Source organism: Streptomyces sp. NPDC056373, assembly GCF_042262425.1.
Taxonomy (GTDB): domain Bacteria; phylum Actinomycetota; class Actinomycetes; order Streptomycetales; family Streptomycetaceae; genus Streptomyces.
In genome coordinates this window covers 162,561-176,747 of sequence record NZ_JBHJPX010000015.1, presented here as the reverse complement: position 1 = coordinate 176,747, position 14,187 = coordinate 162,561, and the positions used below count along the sequence as shown (strand labels likewise).

Annotated in this window: 12 protein-coding genes and 1 pseudogene; 6 read left to right on the top strand and 7 right to left on the bottom strand. The window is 71.4% G+C overall.

Annotated features, from left to right (window positions below; translation table 11 throughout):
* Positions 1 to 357 precede the first annotated feature (357 nt).
* Positions 358 to 1,788, top strand: coding sequence for an endo-1,4-beta-xylanase (locus ACFCXS_RS29775; protein ID WP_376646436.1), 1,431 nt, complete (start codon positions 358 to 360; stop codon positions 1,786 to 1,788).
* Positions 1,789 to 1,944: 156 nt separating this feature from the next.
* On the opposite strand, the gene ACFCXS_RS29770 is transcribed toward ACFCXS_RS29775, so the two are convergent.
* The 7 genes and pseudogenes from ACFCXS_RS29770 to ACFCXS_RS29740 form a co-directional block, all read right to left on the bottom strand.
* Positions 1,945 to 3,165, bottom strand: coding sequence for a metallophosphoesterase (locus tag ACFCXS_RS29770; protein ID WP_376646435.1), 1,221 nt, complete (start codon positions 3,163 to 3,165; stop codon positions 1,945 to 1,947).
* 257 nt (positions 3,166 to 3,422) lie between these two features.
* Positions 3,423 to 3,730: pseudogene (locus ACFCXS_RS29765) on the bottom strand (MFS transporter); the annotation flags it as partial.
* A 10-nt stretch (positions 3,731 to 3,740) separates the two neighbouring features.
* Positions 3,741 to 5,420, bottom strand: coding sequence for an ABC-F family ATP-binding cassette domain-containing protein (locus tag ACFCXS_RS29760; protein WP_376646434.1), 1,680 nt, complete (start codon positions 5,418 to 5,420; stop codon positions 3,741 to 3,743).
* Positions 5,417 to 7,072, bottom strand: a complete 1,656-nt coding sequence (locus tag ACFCXS_RS29755) for an MFS transporter (RefSeq protein WP_376646433.1) — start codon at positions 7,070 to 7,072, stop codon at positions 5,417 to 5,419. Before ACFCXS_RS29755 ends, ACFCXS_RS29760 begins: the two co-directional genes overlap by 4 nt.
* The gene (locus ACFCXS_RS29750) at positions 7,069 to 8,301 is read right to left on the bottom strand and encodes an MAB_1171c family putative transporter (protein ID WP_376646432.1); all 1,233 of its coding nucleotides are present in this window, start codon (positions 8,299 to 8,301) and stop codon (positions 7,069 to 7,071) included. The genes ACFCXS_RS29755 and ACFCXS_RS29750 overlap by 4 nt, the downstream gene beginning before the upstream one ends.
* Positions 8,295 to 8,819, bottom strand: coding sequence for a hypothetical protein (locus ACFCXS_RS29745; RefSeq protein WP_376646431.1), 525 nt, complete (start codon positions 8,817 to 8,819; stop codon positions 8,295 to 8,297). Before ACFCXS_RS29745 ends, ACFCXS_RS29750 begins: the two co-directional genes overlap by 7 nt.
* A gap of 60 nt (positions 8,820 to 8,879) precedes the next feature.
* Positions 8,880 to 9,392: a hypothetical protein gene (locus ACFCXS_RS29740; RefSeq protein WP_376646430.1), complete on the bottom strand. Its 513-nt coding sequence runs from the start codon at positions 9,390 to 9,392 to the stop codon at positions 8,880 to 8,882.
* 250 nt (positions 9,393 to 9,642) lie between these two features.
* Here ACFCXS_RS29740 and ACFCXS_RS29735 point away from each other — a divergent pair, with 250 nt between their 5' ends.
* The 5 genes from ACFCXS_RS29735 to ACFCXS_RS29715 all read left to right on the top strand — a co-directional run bounded on the left by ACFCXS_RS29735 (position 9,643) and on the right by ACFCXS_RS29715 (position 14,011).
* Positions 9,643 to 11,133 carry a class I adenylate-forming enzyme family protein gene (locus ACFCXS_RS29735; protein ID WP_376646429.1) on the top strand — a complete coding sequence of 497 codons (1,491 nt, stop codon included), beginning with the start codon at positions 9,643 to 9,645 and terminating at the stop codon, positions 11,131 to 11,133.
* A 71-nt stretch (positions 11,134 to 11,204) separates the two neighbouring features.
* Positions 11,205 to 11,516, top strand: a complete 312-nt coding sequence (locus tag ACFCXS_RS29730; protein WP_376646428.1) for an acyl carrier protein — start codon at positions 11,205 to 11,207, stop codon at positions 11,514 to 11,516.
* 36 nt (positions 11,517 to 11,552) lie between these two features.
* The gene (locus ACFCXS_RS29725) at positions 11,553 to 12,188 is read left to right on the top strand and encodes an SIS domain-containing protein (RefSeq protein WP_376646427.1); all 636 of its coding nucleotides are present in this window, start codon (positions 11,553 to 11,555) and stop codon (positions 12,186 to 12,188) included.
* A gap of 1 nt (position 12,189) precedes the next feature.
* Complete coding sequence (locus ACFCXS_RS29720) at positions 12,190 to 12,807, top strand: class I SAM-dependent methyltransferase (RefSeq protein ID WP_376646426.1); 618 nt, start codon at positions 12,190 to 12,192, stop codon at positions 12,805 to 12,807.
* Positions 12,808 to 12,826: 19 nt separating this feature from the next.
* Entirely contained in the window at positions 12,827 to 14,011 is a 1,185-nt protein-coding gene (locus ACFCXS_RS29715; RefSeq protein ID WP_376646425.1) for a glycosyltransferase family 4 protein, read from the top strand.
* The last annotated feature ends 176 nt before the right edge of the window (positions 14,012 to 14,187 follow it).

Sequence of the window (14,187 nt, the reverse complement as noted above, 5' to 3'; positions counted from 1 at the left end):
CCACAAGCTAGGAATGCGGAGGCTATAGGTCAAGGCCTGTCGCCGATCTGTCCACAAACAGCGCCTCACGTCGGCTCCACAGCGGCCGCCGACGGCCACAGGAGGCGCCGCTCGACTCCCGGGGGCTCCGGAAGTTTCGGGCGAGAGAACGAAATCTTCTTCGGCCGGGAGTATTGACGACTCATCGTCAACGCCTCAATCATCCCTGCCTGAGGGCCGGTCGTAGTTCGACATGTCGAACCAACCGTTGCACGGGTGCCGTCCGGTCGAGATCGCCCCGGTCCTCCGACCGCGGTGTCCGGTGACTCCGTGCTGCCCTCTCCGTCCTTCCATGATTCCCACCCTGGAGGCACAGCCATGGGCTCGTACGTCCTTCCCAGACCCGCTGTCCGCCGGAAGGTCCGCGGCCTGCTGCTGGCGCTGGTCACCGGCGTCCTCGGCGTGGTCGCCGCACTGGTCGCGCCACCGTCCGCACACGCCGCCGAGAGCACCCTCGGCGCCGCCGCGGCGCAGAGCGGCCGCTACTTCGGCACCGCCATCGCCTCCGGCAGACTGGGCGACTCGGCGTACACGACGATCGCGAACCGAGAGTTCAACTCGGTGACGGCCGAGAACGAGATGAAGATCGACGCCACCGAACCGCAGCGGGGCCAGTTCAACTTCACCGCCGCCGACCGTGTCTACAACTGGGCGGTGCAGAACGGCAAGCAGGTGCGCGGCCACACACTGGCCTGGCACTCCCAGCAGCCCGGCTGGATGCAGAGCCTCAGCGGCAGCACGCTGCGCCAGGCGATGATCAACCACATCAACGGCGTGATGGCCCACTACAAGGGCAGGATCGCCCAGTGGGACGTCGTGAACGAGGCCTTCGCAGACGGCGGTTCGGGCGCCCGGCGCGACTCCAACCTGCAGCGCACCGGCAACGACTGGATCGAGGTCGCCTTCCGCACCGCCCGCGCCGCCGACCCGGCCGCCAAGCTCTGCTACAACGACTACAACGTCGAGAACTGGACCTGGGCGAAGACCCAGGCGATGTATGCCATGGTCCGGGACTTCAAGCAGCGCGGCGTGCCGATCGACTGCGTCGGCTTCCAGTCGCACTTCAACAGCGGCAGCCCCTACAACAGCAACTTCCGCACCACCCTGCAGAACTTCGCCGCCCTCGGCGTCGACGTGGCCATCACCGAACTCGACATCCAGGGCGCCCCGGCCACGACGTACGCCGACGTGACCAACGACTGCCTGGCCGTCCCGCGCTGCCTCGGCATCACCGTCTGGGGTGTGCGCGACACAGACTCCTGGCGATCGGAGCAGACGCCGCTGCTGTTCAACGGCAACGGCAGCAAGAAGCCCGCCTACACCGCCGTCCTGAACGCCCTCAACGGCGGTACTTCCACGCCTCCTTCGGGTGCTGGAACGATCAAGGGCGTCGGTTCGGGCCGCTGCCTCGACGTGCCCGGCACCGGCACCGCCGACGGCACCCAGCTCAACCTGTGGGACTGCCACAACGGCACCAACCAGCAGTGGACGTACACCGCCGCCGGTGAGCTCAGGGTCTACGGCAACAAGTGCCTGGACGCCGCCGGCACCGGCAACGGCAGCAAGGTCCAGATCTACAGCTGCTGGGGCGGCGACAACCAGAAATGGCGCATCGACTCGAACGGCTCCATCGTCGGCGTCCAGTCCGGCCTCTGCCTCGACGCCGTCGCAGGAGGCACCGCCAACGGCACCCTGATCCAGCTCTACACCTGCTCGAACGGCGGCAACCAGCGCTGGACCCGCACCTGAGGGGACATGCGACCTGCGAAAGAGTGAACCGACGCACCAAGGGTGGAGCCAGGACGGTCCTGACTCCACCCCGTCGACGTCCGCCTCGGACCGAGGGACGCAGAGGGCCGGTTCGCCGAAACGAGGGCGCCGGCGACCGTGCCGCCCGGACGAGCGCTACGCCGAGGTGGGCTGGTGCGGGGAGCGGAGTACGAGCAGGGTGATCTCGCTGGGGGCGAAGACACGGAACGGCGGGCCCCAGAAGCCGGTGCCGCGGCTGGTGTAGAGGAGGGTGCGGCGGCCGTGGTGGCTGAGGCCGGCGAGGACGGGCTGGTCGAGGCGCACGAGGTGGTGGAAGGGCCAGATCTGGCCGCCGTGGGTGTGGCCGGAGAGCTGGAGGTCGATGCCGGCGGCTGCCGCCCGGTCGACGAACTTGGGCTGGTGCGCCAGGAGCAGGACGGGCAGGTCGGGGTCGGCGCCGTGCAGGGCTCCGGCGAGGTGCGCGCGGTGGCCCGCCACACCGGAGGACTCGGCGGTGACGTCGTCCACGCCGGCGACCACGAGGGTGTCGCCGCCGCGGTCGAGCAGCAGATGGCGGTTGCGCAGGGGCTCCCAGCCCAGCTCGTCCATCAGGTCGACCCAGCCCTGGGCCTCGCTGTAGTACTCGTGGTTGCCGGTGACGTACACACGAGCCCGGGTGGCCCGCACGGTTTCGAGTGGTGCGGCCTGGGCGCGGCGGCGTTCGGCCGTGCCGTCCGCGATGTCGCCGGTGTGGCAGACCAGGTCGGCTTCCAGCGTGTTCACCGTCTCGCACACCCGGGCCGACCAGCGGGCGCGATCGAGGGGGCCGTAGTGGGTGTCGGTGATGAGGACGACGCGGGTGCCGTCCAACCCGGCACCCAGTCGTGGGAGTCGAACGTCGAGCCGGCGCACGCGCGGCACGCGGCGGGCCTCGGCGTACCCCCAGCCGAGCAGGGCGGCGCTCACGCCGAGAACGGCCCACGTGACGATGCGGGCCCGGTCCTGGCTCTCGCCGACGCCGGCCACGGTCAGGGCGAGCCGCAAGAGGACGCCGAGCAGAACGGACCAGGCGAACAGAACCCAGCTCGCGCCCAGCAGGGTGTCACCGGTGATCGCCGCCCGGTCCTGCTGACGCCGGCCGTGACCGCGCGCCATCGCGAGCGGCATGCCTACGAGGCCGAGGACGAACAGGGCGGTTCCGGCCGGCGCGACGGGCAGCGGCCAGTGCTGGCCGGTGTACAGCAGCACCCAGCAGGGCACGGCCCACAGCAGAACAGGGGCGATCAGGGGGATGAAGCGCATCAGCCGGTGCAGTCGGCTCTGCCGCGAGGCTCGCGCCTCACCCCCGGCAGGTCGGGCGTCGCTGGTGTCCGGCACGCTTTCCCTCTCTCACCGTGCTGCGGTCCCGCGCACTGTATCCGGTCGCCCTCGGACCGACCGGACCGGCGTTCCTGAGCGCGGCCCCGTGAGACGAAGGTTCTCCGCGGGACGGCGGGCGGGCGACGGACGGCCGGCGGCGGATCGGACACGTGTGAGTGCCTCACCGGGACAGCGGATCGGGGGCCGGCCGCCATGGGCGGCACAGGGCCAGGAAGCAGCCCGCCGCGGCCAGCGCGAGGCCGAGGGCCGACACCGCCATGGGCAGTGCGGTGGACCGGCATTCCGCGCCAGGACGTCAGTCGCAGCAACTGGGCGCCGAGTACGGGGGCCGGGATCGGCGCGGTACCGGAGACCAGCATCAGTGAGGACGGCAGGCGGGCGGCGGCGAGTCCGTCGTAGAGGTCCCGGACGACGGCCCGGGCATGACGATGCCCGAGGCGCCGCCCAGACCCTGGATCAGACGCATGCCGATGAGCACCGACGGGCTCGGGGCGAATGCGCACACCGCGCCTGCCGCCACGTACACGAGCAGTCCGGTCAGCAGCGGCCGTCGACAGCCGAAGGTGTGACGATCAAGGCGAACAGCTGACTCCCATGTGGATGAGCCGCCCTGCCGTGCGGCGCAGCCGGCGGTCGTGTGTGACGGTGAGGACCGGGCCGGGGAATTCGTCGAGCGCTGCCTGCAGGTCCTCGACGAGCGGCAGGCTCAGATGGTTGGTCGGCTCGTCCAGGAGCAGTACGTGAGGCTGGAGCCGCACCAGGCGGGCCAGGTCGAGCCGGCGCCGTTGACCCACACTCAGCGAACCCACCGGCACCCGCAGGTCCCCCTTCCGGAACAGGCCCAGGTCGAGCAAGTGCTCGGCGGCCTCGTCCTCCGAGGCCCTCACCCTCTCGGCGAAGGCCCGCAGCGTGGTGCGATGGCCGGAGCCGAAGTGGCTCTCCTGCGGCAGGTGTGCGATACGCACACCTGTCCTGCACCGGACCGTGCCCGAGTCCGGAGGCAACTCTCCCGCCAGCACTCGCAGCAGGGTGGACTTGCCCGCGCCGTTCGGGCCCACCACCACGACGCGGTCCTTGCCCCCGAGAGCCACCGGAGGGAGACGGATGCCGTCGAGCGCCACCGTGGCCTCGGCGTCGACGAGGAGACCGTCGTCGACGTCCGGTGCGCCGAGCCCGTCGGACTCGACGCCGCCGAGGCCGACCGCCCCAAAACGCAGCGGCGCAGGCGGCTTCGGGACGGGAGCGCCTTCGAGACGCCGGAGCTCCTCCCGGGCCGAACGAGCCTGCCGCGAAACGGCCGCCTGCGCGCCGACGGCCCGGGCGTCGTACTCCATTTTCCCGGTGTCGCGCGGGCCCCGGTAGGAGCGCGCCGACACACTGGCGCGGGCGAGCCGCTGCTGCGCGACGGCGCGCTTGTCCTCCCACTCCCGGTACCGGGTCCCCCAGCGTCGCCGTGCCGCGGCCTGTTCGGCGGCGTACGAGCCGTACCGTCCGCCGTAGCGGACGGCGGTGCCTTCGGGGCCGTCCAGGTCGATCAGGCCGGTGACGGCGCTGTCGAGCAAGTCCCGGTCGTGCGAGGCCATCAGGCACGGCCCGGGATACGAGCGGAGCCAACCGGCGAGCCAGTCCGCAGCCGCGTCGTCGAGATGGTTCGTCGGCTCGTCGAGAAGCAGCGCGGGCGGTCGGCGCAGGATGAGCAGGGCCAGGCTGAGGCGGGCCCGCTCGCCACCGGACAGGTCGCGGGCGAGCCGGTCGGGCGGCAGCCGGCGCAGACCGAGTGCCTCGAAGACCTCTGTGGCGCGCGCCTCGAAGCGCCAGCCGTCGCGTGCCGCGAACTCCTCCTGGAGTGTGGCGTATTCGTCCAGCACCGGGGACAGCCCGGTCTCGTCGTCCTCGGTCATGCGCCGCTCGAGCTCGCGCATCCGCCCGCCGATCCTGTCCAGGTCGGCGCGGGCCAGCTCAAGGCACCGGGACAGGTCCCAGTCGCCCGGCAGTTCGGGTTCCTGCGGCAGATGGCCGGGGTCTCCGTCCAGTGCGTACCGGACCTGTCCCCGGTCCGCGTCCTCGCCGCCGGCGAGGACGCGGAGCAGAGTCGACTTGCCGACCCCGTTCTCCCCGATCAAGCCGATGCGGTCTCCCGCGGAGACGGTGAGGGTGACACCGTTCAGCACCGTCCGGTCCCCGCGTATCTTGATGATGTCCTCGGCCACCAGGTGCGCGGCGCCGTCGGTGATCACCATGTCGTGGGTCATGACTGTTTCCTCCTGTCGCTACGGTGGCCCTGCTCGCCGTCACCGCCGACACCGGCAGGCTGCGTCGAGGTGGCACGCCCCTCGGTGTCCGGTCCCGACGAGGTGTCCTGGCCGCTGTCCGGCTGGACCGCGGTGGCAGCGGAGGCGGGCAGTTCACGGAGTCGGACGGCACCGAGGACGGCGGCCGTGATCACGATCAGGGTGGCCGCCGCACAGGCCAGAGCGAGGCCGTGGGCGAAGGCCGCACGGGCGGCGTCGGCCAGGGCGTCGCCGAGGTGGCCGGGGAGTTCCCCGGAGATCCGCAGCGCGCCGGCGACGGTATCCGCCGCACCGTCCGACGCCTCCGGGGGCAGACCGTCCGGCGCCGTGTGCGACAGCCGGTCCCGGTAACCGGCCAAGCCGAGGCTGCCGAGCACCGCGACGCCGAGCGCCACGCCCAGTTCGCCGCTGGTTTCGGACAGGGCCGATGCGGCTCCCGCTCGCTGTGGCGGCGCCGTACTGATGACGAGGTCGGTGCACAGGGCGATCATCGGGCTCAGGCCCAGCGCGACGATCACATAGCCGACCATGAGCAGCGGGAGGTCGTCACTGCCCAGCCGGGTCATCGTGCCGAAGCCCACGGCCGCCAGCAGGAGGCTGCCGCTGATGACGACGAACGGACGCAGCCGGCGTACGAGCAGCGGAGCCAGCAGCGAACCCACGATGGTGCCCAGCGCGGCGGGGACCATCCACGCCCCGGCGAGCATGGGCGACAGACCCAGGACCTCCTGGAGGTACAGGGCGATGAACAACTGGGTACCGCCCATGGCCAGCAGCCCCAGCAGGTAGATGCCCAGTGAGGCGTTGATGACCCGGTCGCCGAGCAGTCCGAGGTCCAGCAGCGGGTCGCTCAGCCGCCGCTGACGGCGGACGAACGCCGTGCCCACCGCCACCCCGAACGCGGCGGTCACCGCCGGCACCCACCCCACGCCGTGCTCCGCCAGCTGCTTGACCGCGTAGACCACAGGCAGTAGGGCGGCCAGCGACAGGGCGGCGCTGACCGGATCCAGCCGGCCGGCGTCGGGGTCGCGGTACTCGGGCAGCACGGTCGGCCCCACGGCCAGCAGAAGCACCATCACCGGAACGCCCAGCAGGAACACCGACCCCCACCAGAAGTGCGTCAGCAGGACGCCACCGAGCACCGGACCAAGGGTGGTGCCGACCGAGAAACTGGTCATCACCACGGCAACGGCGAAGCCCCGTTGGCGCGCGTCCTCGAACATCACGCGGACCAGCGACAGCGTGGAGGGCATCAGCGTGGCCCCCGCGAGGCCGAGCAGGGCACGAGCGCCGATCAGCATGGGTGCGCTCGTCGAGTACGCGGCGAGGACGGAAGCGGCGGCGAACAGGGCGGCGCCGGTCAGCAGCAGCCGGCGACGGCCCACCCGGTCACCGAGCGCCCCCATCGGGACCAGCGCCCCGGCGATGAGGAAGCCGTAGATGTCGGTGATCCACAGCAGTTGCGTGGAGGTCGGCCCGAGATCGGCGCTCAGTTGCGGCATCGCCAGATACAGGACGGTCATGTCCATGGAGATGAGCAGGGTGGGCAGGGCCAGGGCGGCGAGTCCGGTCCACTCCCGCCGTCCGGCACGGGGCGGGGCGGCTGTGCTCATGCGGCATTTCCTTCGTGTGTTCCGTGTGCTTCTTCGTCTGTTGCCGGTGTGCGGTGCCGACCGGCCGGCCGGTGCGCCGCAGGGGAGGGGAACTCCGGCACGGGAGCGGTGGCGTAGGCCTGGGCGACCCGGGTCAGGAACGCCCGCTCCTCGGCGAGGTCGGCGCAGCCCGGACCGGTGACAGTGGCGGCGTGGCGCTGTGGCGGGTAGCCGGCGAGTTTCGCCCGGCGTGCCTCCTTGAGGAGGTACGCCAGCGCGGTGGCGGCCCGGTCCGTGCCCTGGCCCCTGCACTCGCTCAAGTGCCGTGCCCTGGCGTGCGCTTCAGCGGGCGCGTAGTCGTGCAGCACCAGCATGGCGTCATGTATCTCGACGACCTGGCGGTAGAGCAGGAGCCGGCGTTTCGCCTTCGGGGAGAGGACTTCGAGGAGTCGTGGACGCGGCTTGGCGAGGGCGACGTTCGGGCATGCGTCCGTCAGCTCGCGCCACATCGGCCAGATCCGCCAGCAACTCCACGACTCCGTCACGGCTTGGCGGATCGCCGCCACGGACGGAACCGTCAGGGCCGCGGAGGTGAGCAGCCCGTGCAAGGCGAGGAAGAACGGCTTGAGCGACAGCGGCCAGGAAGGGCCTGCCGCGAGCTGGCAGAGGACCCCCAGCCAGAACAGACTGGCGAACAGGGTTCCGGATGAGAAGAGGATGACCGCCACGCGCAGTCGACGGCTCCCGCTGTCGCGCAGGTGCCTGAGACAGACCAGCGCGCACACCCAGTTGGCGGCCAGGTGCGTGAGGACGATGAGGAGCCAGTACGCCGTGGACGGCGTGGGCGGGCCCTGCGCCCCGATGCCGTGCGCGGCGTGCGGCGCGCTCGCGACGTCGAGGACGATCAGGGCCGGCACGACGGTGGCCGCCCCCACGCGCAGTCGGCGCCGCAGAGTCCGGTCGCCGGTGACGGAACCAATGAACTCCAGGAGGATGACCGCTGAGACGACCCCGCAGACGTTGCGCACAAGGTCCATGCCGTGTCCGTTCCAGCCCCACCCGCCGAGGAGCTGCCCGGTCTGCTCGAGGTCCAGGGAGTTGGCCACCGCCGCGGCCAGGATGATCAGCCACAGCGGCCGCTGGCGCTGTGACACCAGGGCATGGGGCGCTCGCAGCAGGATGGCGGCCCACATGGCCAGGGTGCCCAGGGCCTGTAATCGGTCTCCGGCCGCGACCGCTTCGCTCAGCACGGGCCGTCCAGCCCCAGCGCCTTCTCCAGTTTCCCCAGCGGTCCCTCGGAGGTGGACCGCTCCGGGCCGGAGGAGTGCAGCGCCGTGCTCCACATGAGGCTTGCGAGCGTCTCCGCTTCCTGCTCCTGGGGCGTGTCGTACGACGTACGGGCCAGCAGCTGCCGGACGAGGGCGGGGGAGAGGTCCGGCATGAGGGCGCTCGCGGCGGAGGCCGGGTCCAGGTCGGTGGAGTCGTGTTCGAGGAGCATGTGGCTGATCTCGTGCAGGATGATGTGCTCCTGGTGGAGACGGCTGGTCGCGGGCTCGACGAAGATGTGGTCGTCGGTGTCGGTGGCGAGCCAGACCCCGCAGGCACCAGGGGCCACCGGCTGGGTAGGCAGTGGGTGGACGTGCAGGGGGCGGTCGCGGTGCCGGGCCAGGCGCCGGCACAGTTCGTCCAGGGTGACGGGCCGGGACAGATCCAGGGTTTCCAGCAGTGAGTGGCAGCGCCGCCGCAGGGTTCTGTATCGCAGTACCAAGGTGTCCCCTTCGTTCGGGATCGCCCGCGGAGTGCGCCGGTGGCGGTCGGTGCCTGCCCGTCAGCGACCCGGCGCGGTGTCGTCTGTCTCTCCGGCGTCGCCCTCCCGCTGCCCGCGCTCGTCCGGATCCTGGTCCTCGACGAGGGGCAACCCCTGGAGCCTGCGGGCCTGGTTGACCATGGTCAGCAGGGCGTCCAGTGATTCTTCCGAGAGGCCTTCGGCGCGCAGGGCCAGGGAGCGGACCTTGGTCGCGCGCAGCGCGGTGGCCAGCCGGAGCTGGGAGTTGACGCGCTCGGTGACCTCCTCGTTGAGGAAGTACTCGGGTGGCACGCCGAAGAACTCGGCCAAGACGTCGAGCTGTTCGAGCGTCACATTGTGTTTCCTTCCGGAAGCCAGCTCCCAGAGATACGTGCCCGAGAGAGTGCCGCCCGTGGTCTCACGGATCTCCTTGGCCAGCCGCGTGTAGCCCGGCCGGGTGCGCTCGTCCGGGTAGAGCGCGTTGATGAGCCTGGTCAGATGCTGATCGATCCTCCGGGTGAGAGGGCGTCTGCGAGATGGCTCTGCGTCGCTCACGGGGCGCCTCCGCCGATGCTGCGTGGTGATGTCACGCCCATCCTCGGCTGTCCGCTACAGCGGATGCAAGTGCCGATAAGGCTGGTATCTCTGTTCGCTGTTGTTGACAGCCCTGACTTGAGTGGATAACCCTGATGGGGGCCGCCCACTATAGCGGACGGAGGCCTCTGTGCGTGACGGACATCATGCGCACCTCGACCCGTCGGAACCACCCCACGATCGAAGCGGGTCACACCCGGTCGTGCCAGAAGTGCTGAAACGTTCCGCTAGGGACAGTCCCGCAGCTCCCGCCCTCACGGACGGCCGACTGGAACTGACCTACCGCCAACTCCTGCACTGCGTACGGGATGTGGCCGGTGCGCTGGCCCGAGCGGTCGAGCCGGGTGATCGGGTCGCCCTGCAGGTCCGCCGCTCCGCCGAATACGTCGTCCTCTACCTTGCCGTTCTCGAACTCGGCGGCACCGTCGTACCGCTGGCCACCGACCTCAGCGAGGACGAGACCGCCCGCGAACTCGACGACTGCGAGCCCCGTGTGCTCATCCGGGACGCGGAGGGAACCCGCGCTGCTTCACCCGGGCCGGGTGCCCGCAGCGTCGTTCTCGGCATATCCGTGCGCGCCGGCGCCGAAGGGCATCTCCGTGGGCTGCGACCGTCCCTCGGCGCCCCGGGGCCGGTCCCCTCGCCGCCTCGGGACCCCGAGTCGCCCGCCGTACTGCTCGGCACGTCGGGCTCCTGCGGCCTGCCGAAGCGGGTCGTGCTCGCTCACCGGGCGTTGCTGGCGAGCGCCCGTGCCCACCGGGCCTCGCTCGGCCCCACGACCGTGCGCGACACCACGTTGGTGACCGTCCCGCTCGGCTTCGGCTACTGCAACACCGTCCAGCTCGTCGGGCAACTCGCCGCAGCCGGCCACATCGTGCTGCTGGACGGCGACTTCCTGCCCAGCCGCTTCGGCCGCCTCGTCGAACAGCACCGCGTGACCTCCACGCTGCTGGTGCCGGCGATGCTCCGGTTGCTCGGCCTGGGCGACTGGCACCGCGCCTACGACCTGTCGTCGCTGCGGCACGTCGTCTTCGGGGGAGCTCCCACCCCGGCCGAGGTGCTCACCGAGGTGTCGGCCCGGCTGCCGGGCACCGAACTGATCGAGACGTACGGCCAGACAGAGGCCGGCCCTCGCATCACCACCCTCCGCCAGTGTGACCGTACCCACCGCCCCCGAAGCGTCGGCCGGGCTGTACCGGGCATGCGAATCACCATCCGCGACCAGGCGTTCCGCAGCCTGGCGCCGGGTCGCGCCGGCGAGATCGTCGTCCGGGGGGACGGCGTCATGACCGGCTACCACGCGCGTCCGGAGGAGACCGCCGAGGTGCTGTGCGATGGCTGGCTGCGCACGGGTGACCTCGGCTGGCTGGACGACGACGGCTTCCTCCACCTGCGCGGCAGGCTCCGCAACATCGCCATCGTGAACGGGATCAACGTCTCCCTGGAAGAGGTGGAGGCCTGCCTCACCCGGCACCCCGCCGTCGTCGAGGCGGTGTGCGACACCGAACGCGACGAGCGGTCGGGCGAGTCGCTGACCGCCCGGATACGCCTGGCGGACGGGCCCGTCCCGTCCGACCGGGAACTGCTGGGCTTCTGCCGGAGCCGGCTCAGCCCGCACAAGGTGCCACGGCGCATCGTCGTGGTCGACGACTTCCCTCGCACCCGCACCGGAAAGATCGCCCGGCACCCCCGTACGACCTGATCCCGCACCCCGACCCGCACATGACCGAGCAAGCCGTCCCACCCCGCCCAGCACGGACGTCGAGGAGGCTGATGACAGCCATGAACGGCAACACCGCGGTCGGCAGCGCCGCGCTTACGGACGACACGACCACATCGGTGAGGGCCTGGATAACCGAGAAGCTGGCCGCGATCAGCATCCCGCCATGCCCCGCCGAAGAAGTCGACGACTCTCAGTCACTCACCGAGGACCTCGGCGTCGACTCGCTCGCCTTCATCGAGACGCTGGTCGCCTTCGAGGCGGAGTTCGGCGTGCGGCTCGACGAGGAAAGGCTGTTGCTCTTCTCGTACGACACCGTCGGCGACCTGGCCGACCATCTGACACGAACCTGCGCACGGTCCTGACCGGCCCTGCCGATTCTGCGGAGCGGAGAAACCCCAGTGGATCCGGACGAGTATGTGAAGTCGCTGGTGGAAACCGTCGAGGACCTCAGCGTGGCAGGGGTGAGATCGGCCGCCGATCGGCTGGCGGCCGCCTGGGCCCGGGGCGCGACGGTGTTCGTCGCGGGCAACGGGGGCAGCGCCGCCACCGCCTCCCACATGGCCTGCGATCTCGCCAAGACCGCGGCGCGGGGCCGGCCGGGGGGACTGCGGGTGGTACCGCTGCTGGACGTCTCCGCCGTGACGGCCTGGGCCAACGACGTCTCCTACGAGGCGGTGTTCGCCGCACCGCTGGCCGCCCAGGCCCGCCCGGGCGACGTACTGATCGTCGTCAGCGCCAGTGGCAACTCGCCCAACATCGTCGAGGCCCTCGCCTGCGCCCGTTCCGCCTCGGTCGAGACGATCGCACTGCTCGGATTCGACGGCGGCTCCGCACGCGCCCTCGCCGACCACGTCATCCTGGCGAGCGCCTCCCACTACGGCGTCGTCGAGGACGTCCACCTCGCCGTCAACCACATGCTCACCGACCTGTTGCGCGACCGCGCCGACATCGACGCGCCGGACGCGGCGTCACCCGCGGCCGGTCTCCCCGCAGCGACGGCTCCGGCCGCCGCCCGCCCCCTGCGGGAGGTGTGAGATGGACGTCTGGGACAGGCGTGCCGAGAACCCGGGGCTGTACGCGGTGCTCTCCAACCGCTGGAGCGAGGCCGAGTGCGCCGGCGTCGACGATGCCCAGAAGTCAATGATCGAACGTCTCGTGCCGAACCTCGACGGGCGGAGGGTCGTCGATCTGGGGTGCGGAGTCGGCCGGCTGACGAGCTGGGTGAGCCGCCGCGCCGGACTGACCGTCGGGATCGACCGGTCGGCCAGGATGGTGGACAGGGCCAGGCATGTGGTGGCCGGCCGGCCGGCGGTGGTGGTGCAGGCGTCCACGGCGAAGCTCCCGCTGCCGTCCGGAGCCTTCGACCTGGTGCTCGCGGTCTTCACCCTGCAACACGTCGTCGACGAGCAGGAGTTCAGGGCGTCCGTGCGCGAGATGGGGCGCGTGGCGGTCCGGCCGGGCGGGGAACTGCTGATCGTGGACGGCCACAACCCCACGCCCGCGGCACAGAACGTCTCCAGCCGCACGACCGCGACCGTGATCCGGCCCCTGGACGGGTACGGGGACCTGACCCGGTACGCCGACCGTGTCGCGGTCGAGGAGCAGGAGTACGTGGGCGACCGCTACCTCGCCCAGTTGTGGCGGACCCGATGACACGGCAGGGAGATCGGAGTTGAAGATATGGTTCCTCACGCCCACTTTCCCGCCGGTCCGCGGCGGATCGGAGACACAGGCGTTCACTCTGGCCGCCGGACTGGTCCGCGAGGGCCACAGCGTCTCCGTACTGACCGAGCGCTATCCCGGCTCGCTGCCCCTCGAAGTGCAGGCCGGCGTACGGGTGCACCGATCCCGCACCGATCCGGAGCGCTGGCAGTCGGCCGACTGCGTGCCCTGGGAGGAGCGCGTCTTCGGGCTGCTGCGCGACGCGCAGGACCTGATCACCCCGGACGAGACCGACATCCTGCAGACGTTCTGCCAGGTCGGTGCCGTGCTCGGCGCGATGATGAAGTCCTCCCTGCGTTGCCCCCTGGTGGCGACGATGAACGAGACCACCCCGCACACCGACCCCTTCGGAGGCTCCCGGGCGCGGCTGGTCTACGGTCACCTGCCGTACGACGCCGTCGTGACCGGCAGCGCCGAGTACCAGAGGCAGGCCAGGGAGTACGGCGCGGACCCCGCCCGGGTGCACCTGGCCCGCTACGGCATCGACGCCGACCTGTACGGCCCTGGTGACCGGAGTGAGGTCGACGCGGCCCGCCAGTGGCTCGGGGTGGCACCGGACGACCAAGTGGTGCTGCTGGTCGGACGGTTCAAGGAGCGCAAGGGGCAGCGCGAACTCGTCCGGGCCATGGCCCGGGTGACGCGACACCACCCCCGTGCCCGTGCCCTCCTGGTGGGTTCGCTGAACTCCGCGTCCGTCGCCTACCAGCGGCAGGTGGAGCGGGACATCGAGGACGCCGGCCTGTCCGACCGCGTGCTGCTGCGTACCTCCGCGCTGCCCTTCGGATCGCTGCGCGCGGTCTACTCCGCGGCCTCCGTCGTCGTCCAGCCAAGCCACAGCGAAGGGCTCGGGCTGTCCGCCATCGAGGCCATCGCCGCCGGACGGCCCCTCATCGCCAGCGCGGTGCCCGGGCTCTCGGAGGTGCTGGAGAGCTGCCCCGGCGCGGTTTCCGTGCCACCGAAAGACCCCGAGGCGCTGGCGGACGCGATCTGCGCCGTTCTCGACGACCCGCAGGCGGCGGAGCGTGGTGCCCGTCGCGCCCGGGCGGCGGTCCGCCGGGAGTTCGACGCACGGGACATGGTCGGCGGCTACCTCGAGGTCTACGAGCGGCTCCGCGCCACCGAGGAGGTGACGTGAACGTCCGGCTCGCCGGACCTGCCGGCCGTCGAACGCGCCGCGCGGCCCCGGCGCCCCCGGGGCGGGGGGGCCCGCCCCGGGCCGGAGCCCGGGGGGGCCGGGGCGCCGCCCGGGTAGGGGTGGTTGGGCCGGGCCCGGCGGGGGGGGCGGGCCCGGGCGGGGGGGGGGGGGGGGGG